This window comes from Collimonas sp. NPDC087041 (assembly GCF_044745265.1).
In the GTDB taxonomy this organism is placed as follows: Bacteria; Pseudomonadota; Gammaproteobacteria; order Burkholderiales; family Burkholderiaceae_D; genus Collimonas.
Window position 1 is genome coordinate 99,325 of the sequence record NZ_JBIUZX010000001.1, and the last position, 19,918, is coordinate 119,242.

13 protein-coding genes are annotated in these 19,918 nt (G+C 59.7%); 8 read left to right on the forward strand and 5 right to left on the reverse strand.

Annotation, left to right across the window (positions count from 1 at the left end):
- Positions 1 to 186: 186 nt before the first annotated feature.
- Both ACIPF8_RS00475 and ACIPF8_RS00480 read left to right on the forward strand, forming a co-directional pair.
- Positions 187 to 387 (forward strand): hypothetical protein, encoded by a 201-nt coding sequence (locus ACIPF8_RS00475; protein ID WP_400416450.1) that lies wholly within the window; start codon positions 187 to 189, stop codon positions 385 to 387.
- 8 nt (positions 388 to 395) lie between these two features.
- Positions 396 to 1,214, forward strand: coding sequence for a hypothetical protein (locus tag ACIPF8_RS00480; RefSeq protein WP_400416452.1), 819 nt, complete (start codon positions 396 to 398; stop codon positions 1,212 to 1,214).
- Positions 1,215 to 1,232: 18 nt separating this feature from the next.
- On the opposite strand, the gene ACIPF8_RS00485 is transcribed toward ACIPF8_RS00480, so the two are convergent.
- From ACIPF8_RS00485 to ACIPF8_RS00505, 5 genes are all read right to left on the reverse strand, one after another.
- Complete coding sequence (locus ACIPF8_RS00485) at positions 1,233 to 1,439, reverse strand: MbtH family protein (protein WP_400416455.1); 207 nt, start codon at positions 1,437 to 1,439, stop codon at positions 1,233 to 1,235.
- Positions 1,423 to 2,811 carry a glycosyltransferase gene (locus ACIPF8_RS00490; protein ID WP_400416458.1) on the reverse strand — a complete coding sequence of 463 codons (1,389 nt, stop codon included), beginning with the start codon at positions 2,809 to 2,811 and terminating at the stop codon, positions 1,423 to 1,425. Before ACIPF8_RS00490 ends, ACIPF8_RS00485 begins: the two co-directional genes overlap by 17 nt.
- Before the next feature lie 47 nt (positions 2,812 to 2,858).
- Positions 2,859 to 10,373, reverse strand: a complete 7,515-nt coding sequence (locus ACIPF8_RS00495) for an amino acid adenylation domain-containing protein (RefSeq protein WP_400416459.1) — start codon at positions 10,371 to 10,373, stop codon at positions 2,859 to 2,861.
- Between the two features lie 416 nt (positions 10,374 to 10,789).
- On the reverse strand, positions 10,790 to 11,320 hold the full coding sequence (locus ACIPF8_RS00500; RefSeq protein WP_400416461.1) for a PaaI family thioesterase: 531 nt from the start codon (positions 11,318 to 11,320) through the stop codon (positions 10,790 to 10,792).
- 43 nt (positions 11,321 to 11,363) lie between these two features.
- Positions 11,364 to 11,558: a hypothetical protein gene (locus tag ACIPF8_RS00505; RefSeq protein ID WP_400416463.1), complete on the reverse strand. Its 195-nt coding sequence runs from the start codon at positions 11,556 to 11,558 to the stop codon at positions 11,364 to 11,366.
- Between the two features lie 132 nt (positions 11,559 to 11,690).
- Between ACIPF8_RS00505 and ACIPF8_RS00510 the strand changes: the two genes are divergently transcribed.
- The 6 genes from ACIPF8_RS00510 to ACIPF8_RS00535 all read left to right on the forward strand — a co-directional run bounded on the left by ACIPF8_RS00510 (position 11,691) and on the right by ACIPF8_RS00535 (position 19,892).
- Positions 11,691 to 12,614, forward strand: coding sequence for a lipase family alpha/beta hydrolase (locus ACIPF8_RS00510; protein ID WP_400416464.1), 924 nt, complete (start codon positions 11,691 to 11,693; stop codon positions 12,612 to 12,614).
- Between the two features lie 10 nt (positions 12,615 to 12,624).
- Positions 12,625 to 13,596, forward strand: coding sequence for a lipase secretion chaperone (locus ACIPF8_RS00515; RefSeq protein WP_400416465.1), 972 nt, complete (start codon positions 12,625 to 12,627; stop codon positions 13,594 to 13,596).
- 271 nt (positions 13,597 to 13,867) lie between these two features.
- Positions 13,868 to 14,206, forward strand: a complete 339-nt coding sequence (locus tag ACIPF8_RS00520) for a hypothetical protein (RefSeq protein WP_400416467.1) — start codon at positions 13,868 to 13,870, stop codon at positions 14,204 to 14,206.
- Between the two features lie 152 nt (positions 14,207 to 14,358).
- Positions 14,359 to 16,728 (forward strand): TonB-dependent receptor, encoded by a 2,370-nt coding sequence (locus ACIPF8_RS00525; protein WP_400416468.1) that lies wholly within the window; start codon positions 14,359 to 14,361, stop codon positions 16,726 to 16,728.
- A gap of 368 nt (positions 16,729 to 17,096) precedes the next feature.
- The gene (gene aceA / locus ACIPF8_RS00530) at positions 17,097 to 18,392 is read left to right on the forward strand and encodes an isocitrate lyase (RefSeq protein ID WP_400416470.1); all 1,296 of its coding nucleotides are present in this window, start codon (positions 17,097 to 17,099) and stop codon (positions 18,390 to 18,392) included.
- Positions 18,393 to 18,803: 411 nt separating this feature from the next.
- A complete protein-coding gene (locus tag ACIPF8_RS00535; RefSeq protein ID WP_400416471.1) occupies positions 18,804 to 19,892 on the forward strand; it encodes a porin in 1,089 nt (362 codons plus the stop codon).
- Positions 19,893 to 19,918: the final 26 nt, after the last annotated feature.

Genomic DNA, 19,918 nt, shown 5'->3' on the forward strand with positions numbered 1-19,918 from the left:
GGATGTACTTCGTTTTAACTGTCAGGCATGCAAGTCTAACAGTGCCTCTATATACACCAAAGTTATATATAGTTATTTGCATATAACAATCCTGACGTTTTAGCTATACCGCTGATGATCGATTCGTGATCTGTTGCGCGCAGGGGCCATGCATTAAATGATGTTTTATGGCATAGTGGCCGCACTATGAAAGCACTCAAAAGCGCGCTCGCCAAATCAGTTCTTGCTGACCCAAGAGCTAAGGTGCAGTTGCGTACCTACCTGGCCAACAAGAATTCTCGGCCATCGCTTTCGTCAGTCGCCATGAGCGGCGCGGTAATCAATCTGGATTCCGCGCAAGAAGGCAGTGTGTTGTACCAGCTTAAAGTCGTTCCTAAAGCCGCCTGAGCGGAACGATGAACGTAGCGCTACCTGCCTTAATCGTTTTCCTGCTACTTCTCCCCGGATTTATTGCCCGTTCGCGATTCAAGCGAGCGGAGCGCGCGTCCCTGGATTTTTCTCCGTTTGGCCAGATTGTCACTGAGGCGGTGTTGTGGAGTTGCGTTTTTCATCTTTTGTGGCTGATCGCATCAGGCGTGCTGTTCGGAAGGGCGTTGCAGCCGGCGGTGCTGTTGAAGATATTGTCGGCAGATCCGGCTAGCCAGTCGCGGGCGGTGGATGCGATTGCCACTCAGTTTTTCTGGATATGCGCGTATTTCCTGAGCCTGTACGCCGGCGCGCTGATCGCGCCGACAGCATTCCGCATGTTGATAACCCGCTTCCGGCTTGACCGTTTCAATGCCGGCTGGTTTGCTCCGTTATTCCGCTTTCATCAGGCGCCGTGGTATTACCTGCTGACGGGCGCCGACTTCGATGAAGACAACCAGCCTGACTTTATCTCGGTGTCCGCCATCGTCAATGTGGCCGGGCAGGCGGTTCTGTTCATCGGCATCCTCGACGATTTTTTCGTCGATGCCGATGGCGGCCTGGATCGGCTGATCCTGCAACAGGTCATGCGGCGGCCGTTGCTCGCCGATCAGCGGTATGACCCGGCGGACGACGATCCGACGCGCTTCTACGGCGTCGAGGGCGATTATTTCGTGCTGCGTTACAGCGAAGCCATCACTTTGAATATTGAGTACATCAAGCTGGCGAAGGTGGAAACTGATGAGGCAGTTGATGAGCCGGGCGACGGCGCGCAGGCAATCGATGCGGCCGCCGAGATCGCCGGCTAGAGATTGAACAGGCTCTAATCAGACGCTTGTCGCAATCAGCGAACGTGGCCGCATGTCGGCCCAGTTTGCCTCGATATAGGCATTGCAGGATACGCGGTCGCTCGCAGCCAGCGCAACTGTCCAGCCCGCTGGAATGTCGATGAAGATCGGCCACAATGAATGCTGACCTTCATCATTGCGCAGCACCAGGAACTGCGCTTGCTTATCGTCAAACGGATGGCTCATCTTCACTCTCCTCAGGGTTTTTCATTTGGCTCAATGCTTCAATTTTCGATGCGCTTGCGCCAGCAGCGGCGGCGCCACCGGTCCGCTGCAGCATCAAGACCGCGTCGGTAATTTCATCGAGTGCGCGATGGCGCGCGAAATCGTCGCGCAGGGCCGCAGCACGTTGGCGATAGCGTGGTTCCCCCAGGACCTTGCGCACTGCATCGCCGATCTGGCGCGCGTTGGGCTGGCCGCTGCCGAGATTGATGCCGGCGCCCGACCAGGCTATGCGCGCAGCAATCTCCGGCTTTTCCTCGGTATTGCCGGAAACCACCAGCGGTATGCCAAGGCTCAACGCATGATTGACTGAACCATAGCCGCCGTTGGTGACCATCGCATGCACCTTGGGCAGCAATTGCGCGTAGGGCAGGAATGGCAGCACCAGCGCATTCGCTGGCGCCGCGGCGGCTAGATCGGCTGGCACCGGGCCGCCGGTGGTGGCGATGACCTGGATATCCTTGGATGCCGCCAGCGCTTTCAGCGTGGGGCCGATCAGCTGTTGTGGATTCTGGTTGGCCAAGGTGCCTTGCGTGACCAGTACGACCGAACGGCCGTCGTGCAGCTCCGGCCACCAGTCTGGCTCCTCAAAGCTGGAGTCGGCCGGCGCCAGCAACGGGCCGACGAAACGTACTGACGGCGGCAGATCGCTGCGCGGATACTCGAAAGAGGCCGCGGTCAGCTGCAGGTACAGGTCGGGCAGGGTGATCATGGCGTCGATGACAAAAGTCGGTAGCGGCGGATGTCCGGAACGCACTAGCACACTGTCGAAGTAACCCTGGACTTCGCCGAACATGGCTTGCTTCAGATTGCTGTTCATGGCCTGGTTGCGCAGGCGTCCTTCCGGCGTTGCGGACGGCGGCAGCGCGGTGCCGAAGAACGCGGTGTCACAACTCGACAGCGGCAATGCCGAGATGCCGATGGCGACAATGGGCGGCCGTGCATGACGCGGGCCGAGCAATAGCGGGATGGTGCCGCAGAACATGGTGTCGACCAGGATGGCGTCGGCCGGGAAAGTCTGCAGGATGGCATTGATCCCGGCCAGTTGCGGCATCATGGCGTCGGCGAAGAAATGCTTGAGGCCGAAGCACAACTGCGCATGGCCGGAGTTCAGGCGGCGTTGTTCGGGAAAATGTTCATCCATGCGCCGGTAATCGAAATCGATGGCGCGCTCGAACGCCACGAAAGTAGCGCCGGCGGCTTCGGCCTGTGCCTGGAACTGGCTCCCTGTATGTACCAGCACCTGATTTCCGAGCTGGCTCAAGTGCTGGGCAATGGCCAGCATCGGCGAGACATGGCCAGGCATGGCAGTGGCGGCAATCAGGTAGCGTGCCATGGCGCGGCTCCGGTTTGTGAGTCAGTAATGAAACGCAAGGTTGTCTCCTAGATGCTGATTTCGAGCGGTGCGCGCGCCTTCTTGATGCCGAGGTTGACGAAATAGCGTTCCAGCAGATTGCTGTCGACCGGACGGATCGCTGCACCCAGTGCTTCCAGTTGCGCATGCGTTGCCGCGCCGCAGACTTTCGGTGGCGTCGCCGACGAGTCGTAGCGATCCAGGATTGCCAGCACTGCGGCCAGGTCGCGGTCCTGTGTCACGGCCAGGCGTTGATGGGCGCGTTGCAGCCAGCTTTCCAGGGCCAGTGGCTCCAGGCTCAGGCCGAGACGCGCGAACACCGGCGGAATATCGCGTACCCGCAATGGCATCTGGCCCATCAGGTGGTATACCTGGCCATGTGCTGCGCGTTGGCCGGCGAGGCCGAGGATGGCGCGGGCGACATCGTCGACCGGGGTCAGGTTGAGCGGCAGGTCCATGTCCGGGATTGCTTCCAGTTCGGCGTACAGATGCGCCACGCGCCAGATCAGGTCAACGGCGTTGCAGATCGCGTGCGTATGGTCGCCGGTCACCGCGCCAAGCCGGTAGATGGTCACTGGCAAACCGCGCGCCTGGGCCTCCCTGGCCAGCGCATCGCCGACCCATTTGCTCTGGCTGTAACCGTCCAACAAGCCATTCCAGGATGCCAGCGGCGAACGTTCAGTCACCAGCCCGTCGCTGGTGCCAGGATCGATTACCGCCAGCGTGGAAATATAGTGCAGGCTCTTCGGCCGTCCTTGCGCGCTCCAGTCAAGCAGGGTTACCACACTGTCGACATTGGCTGCCTTCAGGCTGGCGTACGGATGCAGGAAATCGACCTGCGCCGCGCAATGGTAGATGGCGTCGCAATCATCGCGGATCATCTGCGCCGCGTCCTGGCTGAGGCCAAGTTGCGGCGCGCCGAGGTCGCCAGCCACTACTTCAATCCGGTGGTCGTCCCAGATCGATCCTAGCTGGCGTTCGGCCAGCGTACGTTGCAGGCGAACGCGGGCTGCTTGCGCATTGTCGGCGCGCACGTGGCAGATCACGCTAGCGCCGGTGTCGCGCAGCAGCGTGGCCAGCAGATGGCTGCCGACGAAGCCGCTGGCGCCGGTCAGGAACACCCGCTTGGGTTGCAGCGAAGGTTGCTGGCCAGCGCTGCGGATGTGTGTCGGCAGGTGCAGTTCGCGCGCCAGGTCGAGGGCGGCAACAGCGCCGCCTGAGTTATCGATCAAGGCGGCCAGGGCCGAGATGGTCGGATGTGTGTAGATGCCGGCGTGTGGGAAATCAGCGCGGATCTGTTCGCGGATACGCATGCCAAGCTGGATTGCCAGCAGTGAATGGCCGCCTAGTTCGAAGAAGTTGTCGTGGATGCCGACCTGTTCCAGATGCAGGGTTTCTGCCCAGAGCTGTGCGAGTATCTTTTCAGTGGTCGTGCGCGGCGCGGCATAGGGTGTGGCGGCTTGCCGTTCCGGCGCCGGCAGCGCCTTGCGGTCCAGTTTTCCGCTTGGGCTCAACGGCAAGGCGGGCAGGTTGACGAAAGCCGATGGCACCATGTAATCAGGCAGGATGTGCGCAGCGTGTTCGCGTAGTTCTGCCGGCTGCGGATCGTTGCCGGAAGTGGCGACCAGATACGCCACCAGCCGTTTTTCACCCGGCACGTCTTCGCGCACCACAACTGCTGCCTGCGCGACCTGCGGATGCTGCAGCAGCGCCGATTCGATCTCGCCCGGTTCGATGCGGAAGCCGCGAATCTTCACTTGCTGGTCGGCGCGGCCAAGGAAATCCAGGCTGCCGTCGGCGCGCCAGCGGGCCAGGTCGCCGCTGCGGTACATGCGGCTGCCAGGTGTGCCGTAGGGATTGGCGACGAAGCGTTCGGCGCTCAGCACCGGGCGATTCAGGTAGCCGCGCGCCAGACCAGCGCCGGCGATATACAGCTCGCCGGTCACGCCGGCAGGCACCGGTTGCAGGTTGTGGTCCAGCACGTACATCCGGGTATTCCAGACCGGCCGCCCGATTGAAGGCAGTTCGTCGCCGCTCATGGGTGAACTCAAGCTGGCGCAGATGGTAATTTCAGTCGGGCCGTAGGCGTTGATCATGTAACGTCCTTGCGACCACTGCGCCGCCAGCGCCGGCGGGCAGACATCGCCGCCGACCACCAGCGTGTGCAACTGCCTGAACTCGCCAGCCGGCAAGGTCGCCAGGGCTGCCGGCGGGATCAGCGCGTGGCTGACTGCGTGGCGCGTCAGTACATCTGCGAGCTCTTCGCCGAGCGGTTGCTGTGCGGTTGGCACCACCAACGCGGCGCCGGCCGCGAAGGCCATCATCTGATCCATGATCGAAGCATCGAAGCCGCAGGAGGAAAATTGCAGCACCCGTGAATGACCGTCAATCGCAAGCTGTTCGATCATGGCGGTGGCCAGGCTGGCGATGCCGGCATGGGTAACCACCACGCCTTTCGGCATGCCGGTAGAGCCAGAGGTGTAGATGATATAAGCCGCATCCTCGGCATGAAGCGCGGGGTTACAGCCCTGATTGGCGAGATTGTTTTCTGACTGTATTGCCAGCGCAGCTACCGTGATATCGGCGTCCAGCGCCAACCGGTGGGGAATATCGATCAATTGCGGCAGTAGCGCCATGTTGGTGATCACGCAAGCCGGCGCGGCTTCATAGAAGACGAATGGGCTGCGTGCCGCCAGGTAGTTCGGATCGATCGGCAGGTAGGCGGCGCCAGCCTTGACGATGGCCAGATGTGCCAGCACCAGGTCGAGCGAACGCGGCAATACGGTAGCGACGATTGCGCCTGGGCCGACGCCTTGGCCGCTCAGCAGATGCGCCAGGCGATTGGCACGCGTGTTCAACTCAGCATAACTTACCGTGCCGTCGTCGAGCACTATCGCGATCGCATCGGGGCGCGCGGATGCCTGCGCTTCCACCATGGTGGCGAAGCTGTGCAGCGGCAGGTCGCGCGTGCTGCCGCTCCATTCGACCAGCAGGCGGTGCCGTTCAGCTGTGCTCAGGATGTCGATGGCCGCGATGGGTTGATCCGGTGCGGCGCAGGCCTCTTCCAGCAAGTGCAGCAAGCGTGCTGCGATGCTGTCGATCGTGTCACGCTCGAACAGATCGGTGCTGTACTGGATGCCGCCGCTGATTCCACCCGGCAGGCCGTCAGCGTTGCGTTGTTCGCTCAAAATGAACGACAGATCGAATTTGGCGGTGTCGATGGCGACCGGCTGCGGTGTGACCGACAGGCCGGGCATGCTGAACGCCAGCCGGCTGCTGTTCTGGAACCCGAGCATTACCTGGAATAGCGGATGGCTGGCGCGCGAGCGATCCGGTCGCAACATGTCGACCAGGCGGTCGAACGGCATTTCCTGGTTCGCATAAGCAGCCAGGTTGGCCGTCCGCACGCGCTCGATCAGATCGCGCAGGCTGGGCTGGCCCGAGGTGTCGGTGCGCAGTACGAGTGTGTTGACGAAGCAGCCGATCAGTTCATCCAATGCATGATCGCTGCGGCCCGCCACGGGGCTGCCGATGGCGATGTCGTGGCCGGCGCCGAGGCGGCTTAACAGGCCGGCGAGGGCGGCCTGCAGCACCATGAAGACGCTCGCTTGGCCGTCGCGCGCGAGTTGTAGCAAACGCTCGTGCAGTTGTGCGCCGATCTGCAGCGGCACCACGTCGCCGCGATGACTTGGTGTCGAAGGGCGCGGATGATCAGTCGGTAGAGCCAGCTGTTCCGGTAGGTCGCGTAATGCCTCGCGCCAGAAATCGCGCTGGCGGCCGATCAGGCTGTCTGGATTGTCTTCGCTACCAAGCAGTTCTTGCTGCCACAGCGCATAGTCGGCATATTGCAGCGGCAGCGGCGCCCAGCCGGGCGAAATGCCACGGCAGCGGGCGGCGTAAGCGACGCTGAGGTCGCGCCCCAGCGGCAGCAGCGATGCGCCGTCGCCGGCGATATGGTGGGTCAGCAACAGCAGCACATGCTCATCGGCGTCCAGGCGGAACAGATAGACGCGCAATGGCGGCGTATTGCTGAGTTCAAAGCCATAGCCGGCCGCGGCGCGCAGCATGGCAGGCAATGTTTCCTCGGTGGTGTCGACTTCAATGAATGGCGGGTGCGCGGCGGCATCGTGCGTGGCGTCGAGAATTTGTTGATAAGGCACACCGGCGTGATTCGGATAGATTGTGCGCAGGCTTTCGTGGCGTTGCGCCAGATCGCCCAGGGCGGCTTGTAGTGCGTGGCGATTCAGACTGCCAGCCAGGCGCAAGGCGAGCGGCATATTGTAGGCAGGGTTTGAACCTTCCAGCTGATTCATCAGCCATAGCCGGCGCTGGGCAAACGACAGCGGAATCCGCTGCGGCCGAGGCATCGGCGACAGGCTTGCGCGTGCTACCGATTCCTGATCCAGCCGCTCCGCCAGGCCGGCGATGGTGGATACCTGGAACAGCGTATCCAATGGCAGGTCGATCATGAATTGCTGGCGGATCATCGAGATCAGTTGCACGATAAGCAGCGAATGTCCGCCCAGTTCGAAGAAGTTGTCGTGGATGCCGACGCGGTCCAGATGCAGGGTATCGGCCCAGAGCTGGGCGAGTATCTTTTCAGTAGGCGTGCGCGGCGCGGCATAGGGCGTGGCGGCCTGCCGTTCCGGCGCCGGCAGCGCCTTGCGGTCCAGTTTTCCGCTTGGGCTCAACGGCAGGGCGGCCAGGTTGACGAAAGCCGACGGCACCATGTAGTCAGGCAGGATGTGTGCAGCGTGTTCGCGTAGCTCTGCCGGCTGCGGATCGTTGCCGGGAGTGGCAACCAGATATGCGACCAGTCGCTTTTCGCCCGGCACATCTTCGCGTACCACGACTGCGGCCTGCGCTACCTGCGGATGTTGCAGCAGCGCCGATTCGATTTCACCCGGTTCGATGCGGAAGCCGCGAATCTTCACTTGCTGGTCGGCGCGGCCAAGGAAATCCAGGCTGCCGTCGGCGCGCCAGCGGGCCAGGTCGCCGCTACGGTACATGCGGCTGCCGGGTACGCCGTAGGGATTGGCGACGAAGCGTTCGGCGCTCAGCACCGGGCGATTCAGGTAGCCGCGCGCCAGACCAGCGCCGGCGATATACAGTTCGCCGGTCACGCCGGCAGGCACCGGTTGCAGGCCGCTGTCGAGTACGTACATCTGGGTGTTCCAGATCGGGAAGCCGATCGGTACGCGTTCGGGATTGCGTTCGTTGGCTGCGGCGGCGAGGCAATCCCAGTAAGTGACGTCGACAGCGGCTTCGGTCGGGCCATACAGATTATGGAGTTCGCAGCCGAGGCGCTGCTGGAATTGCGCCTGCAGCAACGGCGCCAGGGCTTCGCCGCTGCAGATCACGCGTCGCAGCGAACGGCAAGTGGAGGCATTCGGTTCGAGCAAGAACACTTCCAGCATCGATGGCACGAAATGGACGGTCGTGATGCGTTCCGCCGCGATCAGGCCGGCAAGGTAGGCGGCGTCCTTGTGGCCGCCGGGTTTGGCAAGCACTAGCGTGGCGCCATCGATCAGGGGCCAGAAAAATTCCCATACCGAGACGTCGAAACTGGACGGTGTCTTTTGCAACACCCGATCCTCGGCTTGCAAACCGTAAGTCGCCTGCATCCAGCCCAGGCGATTGACGATGGCACGATGCGACACCACCACGCCCTTCGGCTTGCCGGTCGAACCGGAGGTGTAGATCACGTAGGCCGGATGCAGCGGTGTCAACGCCGTGCTGCGCTCATGGTCTTGCAGATTGGTGTCGGCATAGGCGTCGATTGCGGCTGCTGTCTGCGGCAGGTCGAGCAGTAATTGTGGGACGCTGGCAGGCAGCGTCGGCGCCAGGGCGCTGGTGGTGAGCAGGCAGACCGGTTGCGCATCGCCCAGCATGAAGGTGATCCGGTCTTGCGGATAATCGGGGTCGACCGGCAGGTAGGCCGCGCCGGTTTTCAGGATTGCCAGCAGCGCCACCACCAGTTCCAGCGAGCGCGGCACGGCGATTGCGACGACCCGCTCGGGACCGGCGCCCTGCGCACGCAGCAGGCGTGCCAGTCGGTTGGCGCGTTGATTCAAATCGGCGTAGCTCAACGCGTTGCCGTCGAAGCGCAATGCCTCGCCATCCTTGCTCCGTGCTGCCTGTGCTTCGATGAGTGCCGCCAAATTGGTGTCTTCCACCGGATATTGGGTGTCGTTCCAGCCATCCAGCAATTGTTTGCGTTCGGCGCTGTCGAGCAAGTCTATGTGTCCGATGCGTTGCTGCGGCTGGTCAATGATCGCCGCGAATACCCGCAGCAGGCGGCGCTGGTGGCCGGCCAGCACCTCGGCACTGTAGAGCGCTGGATTGGCGTCGAAATCGATTTGCAAGTCCTGGCCGTTGCCGCGCTCGTAGAAAAAGATGCCGAGGTCTTCGGCGGTGCCGTTGGACAGATTGCGCGGCTTGGCGGTGTGGCCGCCAAAACGGAAATCGTAATCGAATGGTTCGATGTTGATCACGGTGGTGAACAGTTGCTGGTTATTGCCCAGGATGTTCAAGTCGTTGCGCAGGTTTTCATAGCGATAGGATTGATGCCGCAAGAGTTGCCGCATCTGCCGTCCGATCTCACGCACCAGTTCATCGACCGGCAGTTCGGCATGCATTGCCAGGCGCACCGGCAGTGCGTTCGCCACCATGGCCGGCACCTGTCGCATGCGTTCGTTGTGACGGGCGGTAACCGGAATGCCGATCACCATATCCTCGGCGCCGGTGGCGCGGTACAGATACGCCGATGTCGCTGCAATCAATATCTGCGGCAAGGTTGCGCCCAGTTCGCGCGCGATGTCATGCAATGCACTGACGCTGGCCGCTGGCAAATGCACGGTCTGGCGCAGCAGGCCGCCAACGTTGACCGAACGCTGGCTGGCCAGGCTCAACGGATCAGGCGTGTCGCTGAAATGCTCCGTCCAGTATTGGCGGTCGCGAGGAAAGCGGCCGGATTCGCGATACGCGGCATCTTCCAGCGCGAGTTGTGCAATCGGCGCGAAGGCGGTGTCTTCTGAAGCTTGTGTGTTGTTGATCAAGGCGCTGTAGACATCGGCCAGGCGGCGCGCAATCAAGCCGCCACCGAAACCGTCCAGCACGATGTGGTGGCAGCGGTGATACCAGATGAAACGGGCAGGGGCGATGCGGATCAAGGCGCACAACCACAGCTGGCCATGCGTGAGATCGACATTGCGGCTGAAATCTGCGCGCATCCAGGCTTCGGCGGCTGCCGCTGGATCGTTCTCGGCACTGAAGTCGAGGTACGGCAGCAACCCGGTGAAGGTGGGCGCAACAATCTGTCGTGGACCATCTTCGGTTTCCACAAAATGCAGGCGCGCGGCTTCGGCCTCGTTGGCCACCGTCTGCAGTGCCGCGAGGAAAGCCGCCGGGTTGATCTTGCCGTCAATGTCGACTGCTTCGGCAAGGTTGAAATTGGTGTCCGGCGACGCGAATTTTGCACCCAGCCACATGGCCAGTTGTCCGGAGGTCAGTGGTATGGCGGTAGGGCGGTCGAGGGTAGGCAAGCGCTTCTCCATATCAAGGGTGAAAACGGCAATGGGCTGGCTGCGCGCGGGACGAATGCATGGCTTACCCTCTGGTGGGGCGGATTGTCGATTGTCACGACGTACTGCCCGTCAAATTGCAGAATCAGCTGCCTGGGTCGACAGTTTTGCTGCGTTGCAATGCGTGCGGCGACGTGTTGATACACATTCAAATATTCCCTATGGGAAATAAATATATCTGTTCGCTTTTTGCTTTGCTAGCTATAAGAAGTGACAGGTGGTGAAAGATGGAGATTGGTGATAAAAGGCCTCACCCGGGCATTCCGTATGCCGGGTTCTATTGGCTTTCTTTTATGGTTGTGATGCGCCGCAGCGTAGGAGCTTGCGCGATTCGCTTATTGCGGCGCATGGGCCGCAGGCGCCATGACGAGGGAGGTTTAAGGCAGTGGAAAGACCAGGCAGGTGGTAGTGCCATGCGCATAGATTTTGCCTTCAACATCGACAATCTCCGCTTCCGCCACGCCGACCCGGCCACCGACCTGGATCACCTTGCCGATGGCGCGCACCGGCCCGGTCTTGTCGGTGAGTGCGCGTATCAGATTGACCTTCAATTCGAGCGTGGTGTAGCCGCTGCCTTTGGGCAGTGTCGATTGCACCGCGCAACCGAGCGCCGAATCGAGCAGGGTGCAGAAATAGCCGCCATGTACGCTGCCGATCGGATTGTAGTGCTGCATGCCAGGTGTCCCCTGAAAAACAATGCGGCCCGGTTCTGCTTCAATCAGCGTGAAATCCAGTGTTTGCGCGATGGGTGGGGGTGGCAATTCGCCGTCAAGAATGCGTTGCAAAAATTCGATGCCGCTGGATTGCTTCAGTTGCTCCAGCGTTGAGACGCCGGGGGCGGCCAATTTAGCGCGGACGGCGGCTTCCTGGGCCAGCCATTGCGCCTGTGTTTCTTCACGAGTTGGCATTCTTTCTCCTGTTTTTATATTACCGGCGAGCCGGGCGGCACCATTATGCCTTGCTGGCACTAACTGGCGCTTGTGAAGGCGGCATTTCAGCATCAGCCGGAATTGCCAAATGTTGCGCCAAACAAACATTGTGCGGATATTTTAACCAGTCACCGTCTTGCATATTTTCCCTATGGCGCAGGGTTTTCGGAACGGGTAACAGTGTTGTTTTTCGCCGATTCTCGACAAATGTAATCAATTGTATCCATGAAATTATCTGTGTACTATTAAGACAACAAAAGAGCACGACCGTGCGTTTATATAAGGAGATGTGGTTATGAAATCGCTACGCCGAATCGCAGTTGCTTCTGTCTTTTTTTGTTGTTTCACAATGGGGCCGGCCCAAGGTGTGTTGCCGAGTTTGTTCGGCACTGCCGCCGCCGCTACCTACGCCCAGACCAAGTATCCGATCGTGCTGGTGCATGGCCTCAGCGGCACGTCCAAGTACTTTGGCGTGATCGACTACTGGTGGCAAATCCCGAGTGACCTGCGCGCCAACGGTGCTACTGTTTATGTCGCCGATGTCGCGGCGTTCAACAGCGATGAACAGCGTGGTGAAGAATTGCTGAAGCAGATCAGCAGCGTACTGGCTGCCACCGGCGCCGCCAAGGTCAACCTGATTGCGCACAGCCAGGGCGGTACGACATCGCGCTACGCCGCCGCAGTCAAGCCGCAATGGATTGCCTCCGTCACCACCATCGGCACGCCGCATGCCGGAACGCCGGTCGCCGATACGGTGGCGATGACGCCGCAGGCCTTGAAGAACCTGCTGGCAGACGGCACCTCGGTGCTGGGATCGCTGCTGAGCCTGTTTGTCGGTAACCCACAACCACAAGATCCGCTGGCCGCACTGAATGGCTTGACCACGGCTGGCGCGGCCGATTTCAACCGGCGTTATCCGAGTGCCGGTGTACCTGCCAGCTGCAGCAGCAAGAGCGGCGCCGCGTCCGAGGTCCGTAACGGCAACACCCAGTTGCTGTATTCGTGGGCTGGCAACCAGGCTGGCACCAACCTGCTGGATGTGACCGATCCGATCATGGTGCTGGGCAGCGTCATCATCAAGACAGCCGGCGGCGGCGATAACGACGGCTTGGTGCCGGTATGCAGCGCACGTTTCGGACGCGAACTAGGCGTCTATGGCTGGAACCATCTGGATGAAGTCAACCAGCTGTTCGGTCTGCGCGGCCTGTTCAGCGCCGATCCGGTGGTAACTATCCGCACCCAGGCCAACCGCCTCAAGACAGCCGGTCTGTAGGAGCCGGCAAATGCGAACCAGATACTGGCTACGACTGGCGCTGATTGTTGTCGGCATCGGTTTGCTTGCATATGCACTGGGCTGGTTCCGCTGGGCGGAACCAGCGGCGCCTGCGGCAACCGCTGCGCAGGCTGGTTCCGCACCTGCCGGGGCAGCAGGTTTCGGCCCCGGTCATTGGAGCGACGTCGCATCGGCAAAGGCAAAGGCAACGGCCGCTGCCGACACCAGTCCACCGGACGGACTGCAAGTCGGCGCGGACCAGCATTTGCGCATCAACCGGGCTTTGCGCGATGTGTTCGACTATTACCTGCTGGGCGGTTTGCCAGGAACCAGGGCAGAACACATGGCGCAATTGCTGGCACACCTGAAGGCCAGCCTGCCGCCGCTCGCGTATGCCGATGCCGAGCGGGTTGCGCGGTCCTACGTGACCTACCTGGCGGCCCACGATGCCTTGCTGGAGCGCCAGGCCATGCCGGTCGTCACAGCCGACAGCAAGATGGCGGCGCCGGACGCTGATCGCATGGCGGCGTGGCTGGCCCAGTTGTCGCGGCTGCGGCAGGATACACTTGGGATCGAGGTGGCAAAGGTCTGGTTTGGCGATGAAGAGGCCGAGTCGCAGCGCATGCTGGCGGCGTTGCGCAGCGGCGCCGGGACCGCGCTCGGCTCCGCTGCCGACGATCCGCGTCAGAAAGGAATCGATCAATTGCGAACGCTGCGCCAGCAAGGCGCCAGCCAGCAGGCGCAGCATGACATGATGGCGCAGCAATTTGGTGCCGCGGCGGCACAGCGTTTCGATCAGTTGGGGCAGGAAGAGCAAGCCTGGCAGGATCGTTACGCGCAATATCGCCAGGCCGCCGACCAGATCCGCCAGCAGGCAGGCACTGCCGAGGCAGATCGTGAGCGACAAATCGACACCCTGCGCGCGCAGACTTTTGCCAGTGATGCCGATCGCATGCGGGCGGCGGGGTTGGACCGGCAGTGATGTGAGTCCGAGGCCGACGCCGACGCTGGCGTCGGCCGTTTTATAATGTGCAACTCGGTTGCAAATGTGTTGCAAGCAATGCCTGTTCGCGATTACACTCGCAGTCTGGATCCAGCATCGGATTCCTGTTCCCAGACTCAACCCAGGCACTCATCGCAATGTACTGTCAATCAACCGGACTACTTCATCTGCCGTCGCGCTTAGCGTGCGGGGCGGATGCGCCTGTTGTCTGGTGTGACGATTGCATCTGCTGCGGCGGGACAGGTGTCGCATGCGGCTGATCATCGACGATCATTTCACTGCTCGGCGCCGCCGCAAGCTGCGCTGGCAGCAGTTGGCGCTGTGGCTGGCGTTAACGATCCTGGTGATCCAGCTGATCGGGATGGCTTTCCATAATCACAGCCTGGCCGAGCAGTCGACCGAATGTATCAGCTGCGATCTGGCCGCTGATTTCCCGGCACCAGTGCCGACTGTGCCGGTACCGGTACTGACACCGGTGCTGGTATTTGCCTACCATGCCGCCATCGAGCTGGTGTATGTCTTTGTGCCGGCCCCGCACAATTACCTGACTCCTCACTCCCAAGCCCCGCCTTCTGCCTCCGCCGTTTGACGTTTAATTTGACGTTTATTTAGCGTTTTATCTTTCATGTCGACCTGGGACAGCCTAGAGGCTGTCTGTTTCCCATCCCTGATTGCGCCTGCGGATACCGCCGCGCGGCCAGGGAAGGGCGGTTGTGTTGTTGGTCCTATCGGAGTTTGAGAATGAAAACACGCTTGTTGCGGCTGAGCGCCTTGATTGCGCTCGCCTACGGCTTCGGCATCCCTGCTGCCTACGCGCAGTCTGCCCCAAAAGAAATCAGCGGCGCCATCCATGATGCGCAAGGCCAGCCATTGCAGGACGCTGTAGTTGCCTTGAAAGACGCCACCGGCAATGCCGTCGGCAGCACCAAAAGCGATCAGCAAGGCCATTTCGCTTTCAGTAATATCGCGCCCGGCAGCTATGCCATCAGCGTAGACAAGGCAGCCTTCCAATCGGAAAGCGGCACGATAACGGTTGCCGACGAAGCCGGTGCGACCGCCAACATCACGATGAAGCCCACTGCCACCGGGAGCGTCTCCGCAAGCGAGGCGGTCGTGGTGAGGGCTGATCGCCTGGATCGCGCCCGCAACGGCATCCAGGTCGAAACCGGCAGCAGCATCTATCGGATCGGGCCTAAGGAAATCGCCGCCATGCCACAAGGCGAAGACACCGCATTCAACGAAGTGCTGCTGCGTGCGCCGGGCGTTGCGCAAGATTCTTTCGGCCAGTTGCATGTGCGCGGCGACCACGCCAACCTGCAATACCGGCTGAACGGCATCATCCTGCCCGAGAGCATTTCCGGTTTCGGCCAGACGCTCGATACCCGCTTTGTTGAAAACGTTAGCGTGCTCACCGGTGCGCTGCCGGCGCAATATGGTTATCGCACTGCCGGCGTGGTGGATATCCATACCAAGACTGGTGAGCAGGTCGACGGCGGCGATATCGGCGTACAGATCGGCAGCAACAACACACGCCAGATCAGCGGTGATGTCAGCGGCAGCACCGACCGCTTCAGCTATTACATCAACGGCTCGTTCGAAGCCAACAACCTCGGTATCGAAAATCCGGTCGGCACATCGACTGCATTGCATGACCGGACTTTGCAAAACAAGGGCTTCGGCTATTTTTCCTACATGCTCGATGCAGATACCCGCGTCAGCCTGATCCTGGGAAATTCCGAAAGCCGCTTTCAGATACCGAACAGCCCGGGCCAGACGCCAGGCTTCCAGCTTGACGGCGTGAACAATTACCCGTCGGCCGATATCAACGAACGGCAGACTGAAACCAATCGCTACGGCATCCTCGCCTTGCAAGGCAAGCTCGGCAACGATATTGATTACCAGGTGGCAGCGTTCAGCCGTTATTCGAAAGTGTTGTTCGAGCCGGACCAGGTCGGCGATCTGTTGTATACCGGCGTCGCCTCGCGCGTGTTGCGCACTGGCCTGGCAAATGGTTTGCAGGCCGACGGCAGCTATCGCCTGAATGCGAATCACACTTTGCGCGCAGGTATCAACTACACGCAAGAGCATCTGAAGAACGGCGACGATTCCCTGACTTTCCCGGCCGACGACAGTGGCGCGCAGTTGTCGACGCAACCGATCTCGCTTTCCGACAGCAGCCAGAAAACCACCAGCCAGGCCGGTATCTATCTGCAGGATGAATGGAAATTGAGCGACAAGGTGACCCTCAACTACGGCGCCCGCGCCGATTGGGTCAATGCCTATGTGACCGCCAGCCAGTTCAGTCCGCGCATCGGCGTGGTCTATCAAATGACGCCGCAGACCACTTTCCATGCCGGTTACGCCAAGTACTTCACGCCGCCCGCCAGCGAACTGATCGGCTCCAGCACCATTGCCAGCTTCAACGGCACCACCAATGCATCCGCCAGCAGCCAGAACGATCCGGTGCAGGCAGAGAGTTCGGATTATTTCGACCTTGGCGTCAATCACCAGCTGACCCAGCATTTGACGCTGGGCCTCGATGGCTACTACAAGAAGGTCAAGAACATGCTGGACGAAGGCCAGTTCGGTTCCGCCTTGTTGTATACGCCGTTCAACTACGCGCAGGGCAAGGTCTACGGCCTGGAGCTGACGCTGAACTATCGCAATGGCAACCTGGCTTCCTACCTGAACGTGGCGCGTTCGACTGCACTTGGCAAGAACATCGTCTCGAGCCAGTACAACTTCAGCCAGGATGAACTGAACTACATCGCCAACAACTGGGTGCACCTGGACCACGACCAGAGCATTACAGCTTCAACCGGCGTCTCCTATCTGTGGCAGGGCACGACCTGGACCGCCGATGCACTGTTCGGTAGCGGCTTGCGCAGCGGCTTCGCCAATACCGATCACCTGCCGGCGTACACCGAAGTCAACCTTGGGGCCAGCCATGTGTTCAGCGACAGCCCGATCGGCAAGTTCACCACGCGCTTGAGTGTGATCAACGTGTTGGACAAGGTCTACGAGATCCGCGACGGTTCCGGCATCGGCGTCGGTGCGCCGCAGTACGGGCAGCGCCGCGGCTTCTATCTGTCCATGAGCAAGTCGTTCTAAACGCAGCTTACTATTAACGAGCACTAAAACGGGAAGCATGCTTCCCGTTTTTTTTTTGACTCGGATTTTGCGTATCTCTCACATCGTTTTTCTGGATATTTCGTTTCGTCGAACGCTATCCCCACGATATTTCAACATGCGGAAAGAGCGTTTCACAATGTGGAATATACAAATGCGGGGCAGCATTTCCATATTTCATTCTCAGAAATTTTATTCCGTATCGCGAAAAATGAAAGTTAAGTCGTTGAGTTTAAACGAATTAAAAATACTTATATGTCTTATATAAGACATTGTTGCCCCGCACAGATAGGTCTACTATTTAGTCATCGGATTTGATTTTACTTTTGTCTTTTAACAGGAGAACGACGATGACTACACGTGAACAGCAAGTAGCAGCATTGGCCAAGGACTGGGCTGAGAATCCACGCTGGAAAGGCGTTAACCGCAATTACTCCGCGGAAGACGTGGTCCGTTTGCGCGGTTCGGTCCAGATCGAACACTCGCTGGCAAAGCGCGGCGCCAACAAGTTGTGGACGCTACTGCACGAAGAACCATTCGTCAATGCCCTCGGCGCGTTGACCGGCAATCAGGCCATGCAGCAAGTCAAGGCTGGCTTGAAAGCGATCTACCTGTCCGGCTGGCAAGTTGCCGGCGACGCCAACCTGGCCGGTGAAATGTATCCAGACCAATCGCTGTATCCAGCCAACTCGGTGCCGCTGGTGGTCAAGCGCATCAACAACACGTTCCAGCGCGCCGACCAGATCCAATGGTCGGAAGGCAAAAACGATATCGACTTTTTCGCGCCTATCGTAGCCGATGCGGAAGCCGGTTTCGGCGGCGTGTTGAATGCCTATGAATTGATGAAGTCGATGATCGATGCAGGCGCTGCCGGTGTTCACTTCGAAGATCAACTGGCGTCGGTCAAGAAATGCGGCCACATGGGCGGTAAAGTGCTGGTGCCAAGCCGTGAAGCAGTCGAGAAGCTGAACGCAGCGCGTCTGGCTGCCGATGTCTCCGGTACTTCTACTTTGGTGATCGCTCGTACCGACGCTGAAGCGGCTGACCTGCTGACTTCCGACGTCGACGAAAACGACAAGCCGTTCCTGACTGGCGAGCGTACCGTCGAAGGTTTCTACAAGACCCGTCCAGGTATCGATCAGGCTATCTCGCGCGCGCTGGCTTACTCGCCATACGCCGATCTGGTGTGGTGCGAAACCGGCAAGCCGGACCTGGCTTTCGCCAAGAAATTCGCAGAAGCGGTGCATGCCAAGTTCCCAGGCAAGATGCTGGCGTATAACTGCTCGCCATCGTTCAACTGGAAGAAGAACCTGGACGACGCCACCATTGCCAAGTTCCAGAAGGAGCTGGGTGCGATGGGCTACAAGTTCCAGTTCATCACGCTGGCCGGTTTCCATGCATTGAACTACTCGATGTTCAACCTGGCGCATGGCTATGCACGCAACCAGATGTCGGCTTTCGTCGAACTGCAGGAAGCCGAATTCGCCGCCGCCGACAAGGGCTTTACCGCAGTCAAGCATCAGCGCGAAGTCGGCACCGGTTATTTCGATGCAGTCACCCAGGCAATTCAGCAAGGCCAGTCGTCGACCACCGCGTTGCACGGCTCGACAGAAGACGAGCAATTCTTCGAAGCCAAGGTTGCGTGATTATTGTATAAAAAATAAAACAATTCCGTTGTACGGCAATGAGATCGCCGTACACAAACGGGAAGTGGTTGGTGTTATCGCAACGGCCGCCCAGGAAGCCGCATCCCACAAGGATGCGGTTTTTTTTTGCTTCTCTTTTTACCAGGCACGGGATAAGCAGAGGAGATCGAGATTAGTCAAGTCCCCGATCGGCGCTAAAAACAACATATGAATATACTGCTTTTGATGATTTCGTTGTTTTAAGAAAAGTTGTTCTGATATTATTTCCTGCCGACTGAGCTCCCGCCCGTGCCGAATCGAGTGCGCAAGGAGCCATCAACTAGTCGTAAGGCGACAGTGGCGGTATTGCATTCAATGTTGCCGTCACGCTGTCGCACAAAATCTAAAAAGCTTTATTCCTTGGAGGAGTGCATGAAAAAATATTCTTTATTACTCGTAGCGGCGGGCTTGGCCAGCAGCGGTGCAATGGCGCAGACCAATGTCACGATCTACGGTATTGTCGATACCAGCATCCGCTACCTCAGCAGCGACAACGCAGCGGGACAAAAGAATTTCATCGTTACGAATGGCGCAATCTCCAACAGCCGTATCGGTTTCAAGGGTACTGAAGACCTGGGCGGTGGCCTGAAAGCGATTTTCCGCCTGGAGAATGGCTTCAATTCTGATACTGGCGGCATGTCCAGCCCCGGCACCTTGTTCAGCCGTCAATCGTATGTCGGTCTGACCGGTTCTTTCGGTCAAATCACATTGGGTCGCCAACAGACTCCGCTGTTTGACCTGATGGCTGACCACTTCGATCCGCTCACCGTTGGCAATTACGACCAGAATGCATGGATGCCAGCCGGCGCCACGCTGGTCCGCAATTCCAACATGATCAAGTACTACGGCACATTCGGCGGCCTCTCCGCTGGTGTCAGCTATGCAGCGGGCGAGCAGGCTGGTTCGGTTCGCCGCGGTAGCCAGTTTGGCGGCACCTTGCAGTACACCACCGGCCCATTGTCGTTCGGCGGCGGCTATCAGCAAACTGTCAGCGCCGTCAATTCGGACTGGAAAGACACTACCTATAACCTGAGCGCTTCATACTCGTTCGGCGCGGCCAAGCTGTTCGGTGGCTACTATCAGATCAAGGACAGCACCGGCACCACGCCAGCGTATTTCGGCGTCTCTAATAGTGTCGCAGCCATCAATGGCGGCATCGGCGGTGTTGAACGCAAGGACAATGCCTACTTCCTGGGCGCGACTTTCCAAGCCACTCCGGCATGGAGCCTGACTGCAGCCGGTTACTATGACAAGAGCAAGAATGTCACCGTGGCTACGATCGGCAACCTGGGCGATGGCAGCCGATATGCGCTGGTTGGCGTAGCGGAATATGCGTTGTCCAAACGTACCCAAGTCTACGGTACCGTGGATTACAACAAGGCCAAGGACGCAGCCGTGTCGGAACTGGTGGGCAAGGATAGCGTGACTGGTGTTGCCGTGGGTATCCGCCACATTTTCTAAGCAGCGTGATGCTGTAATTGAAAAGC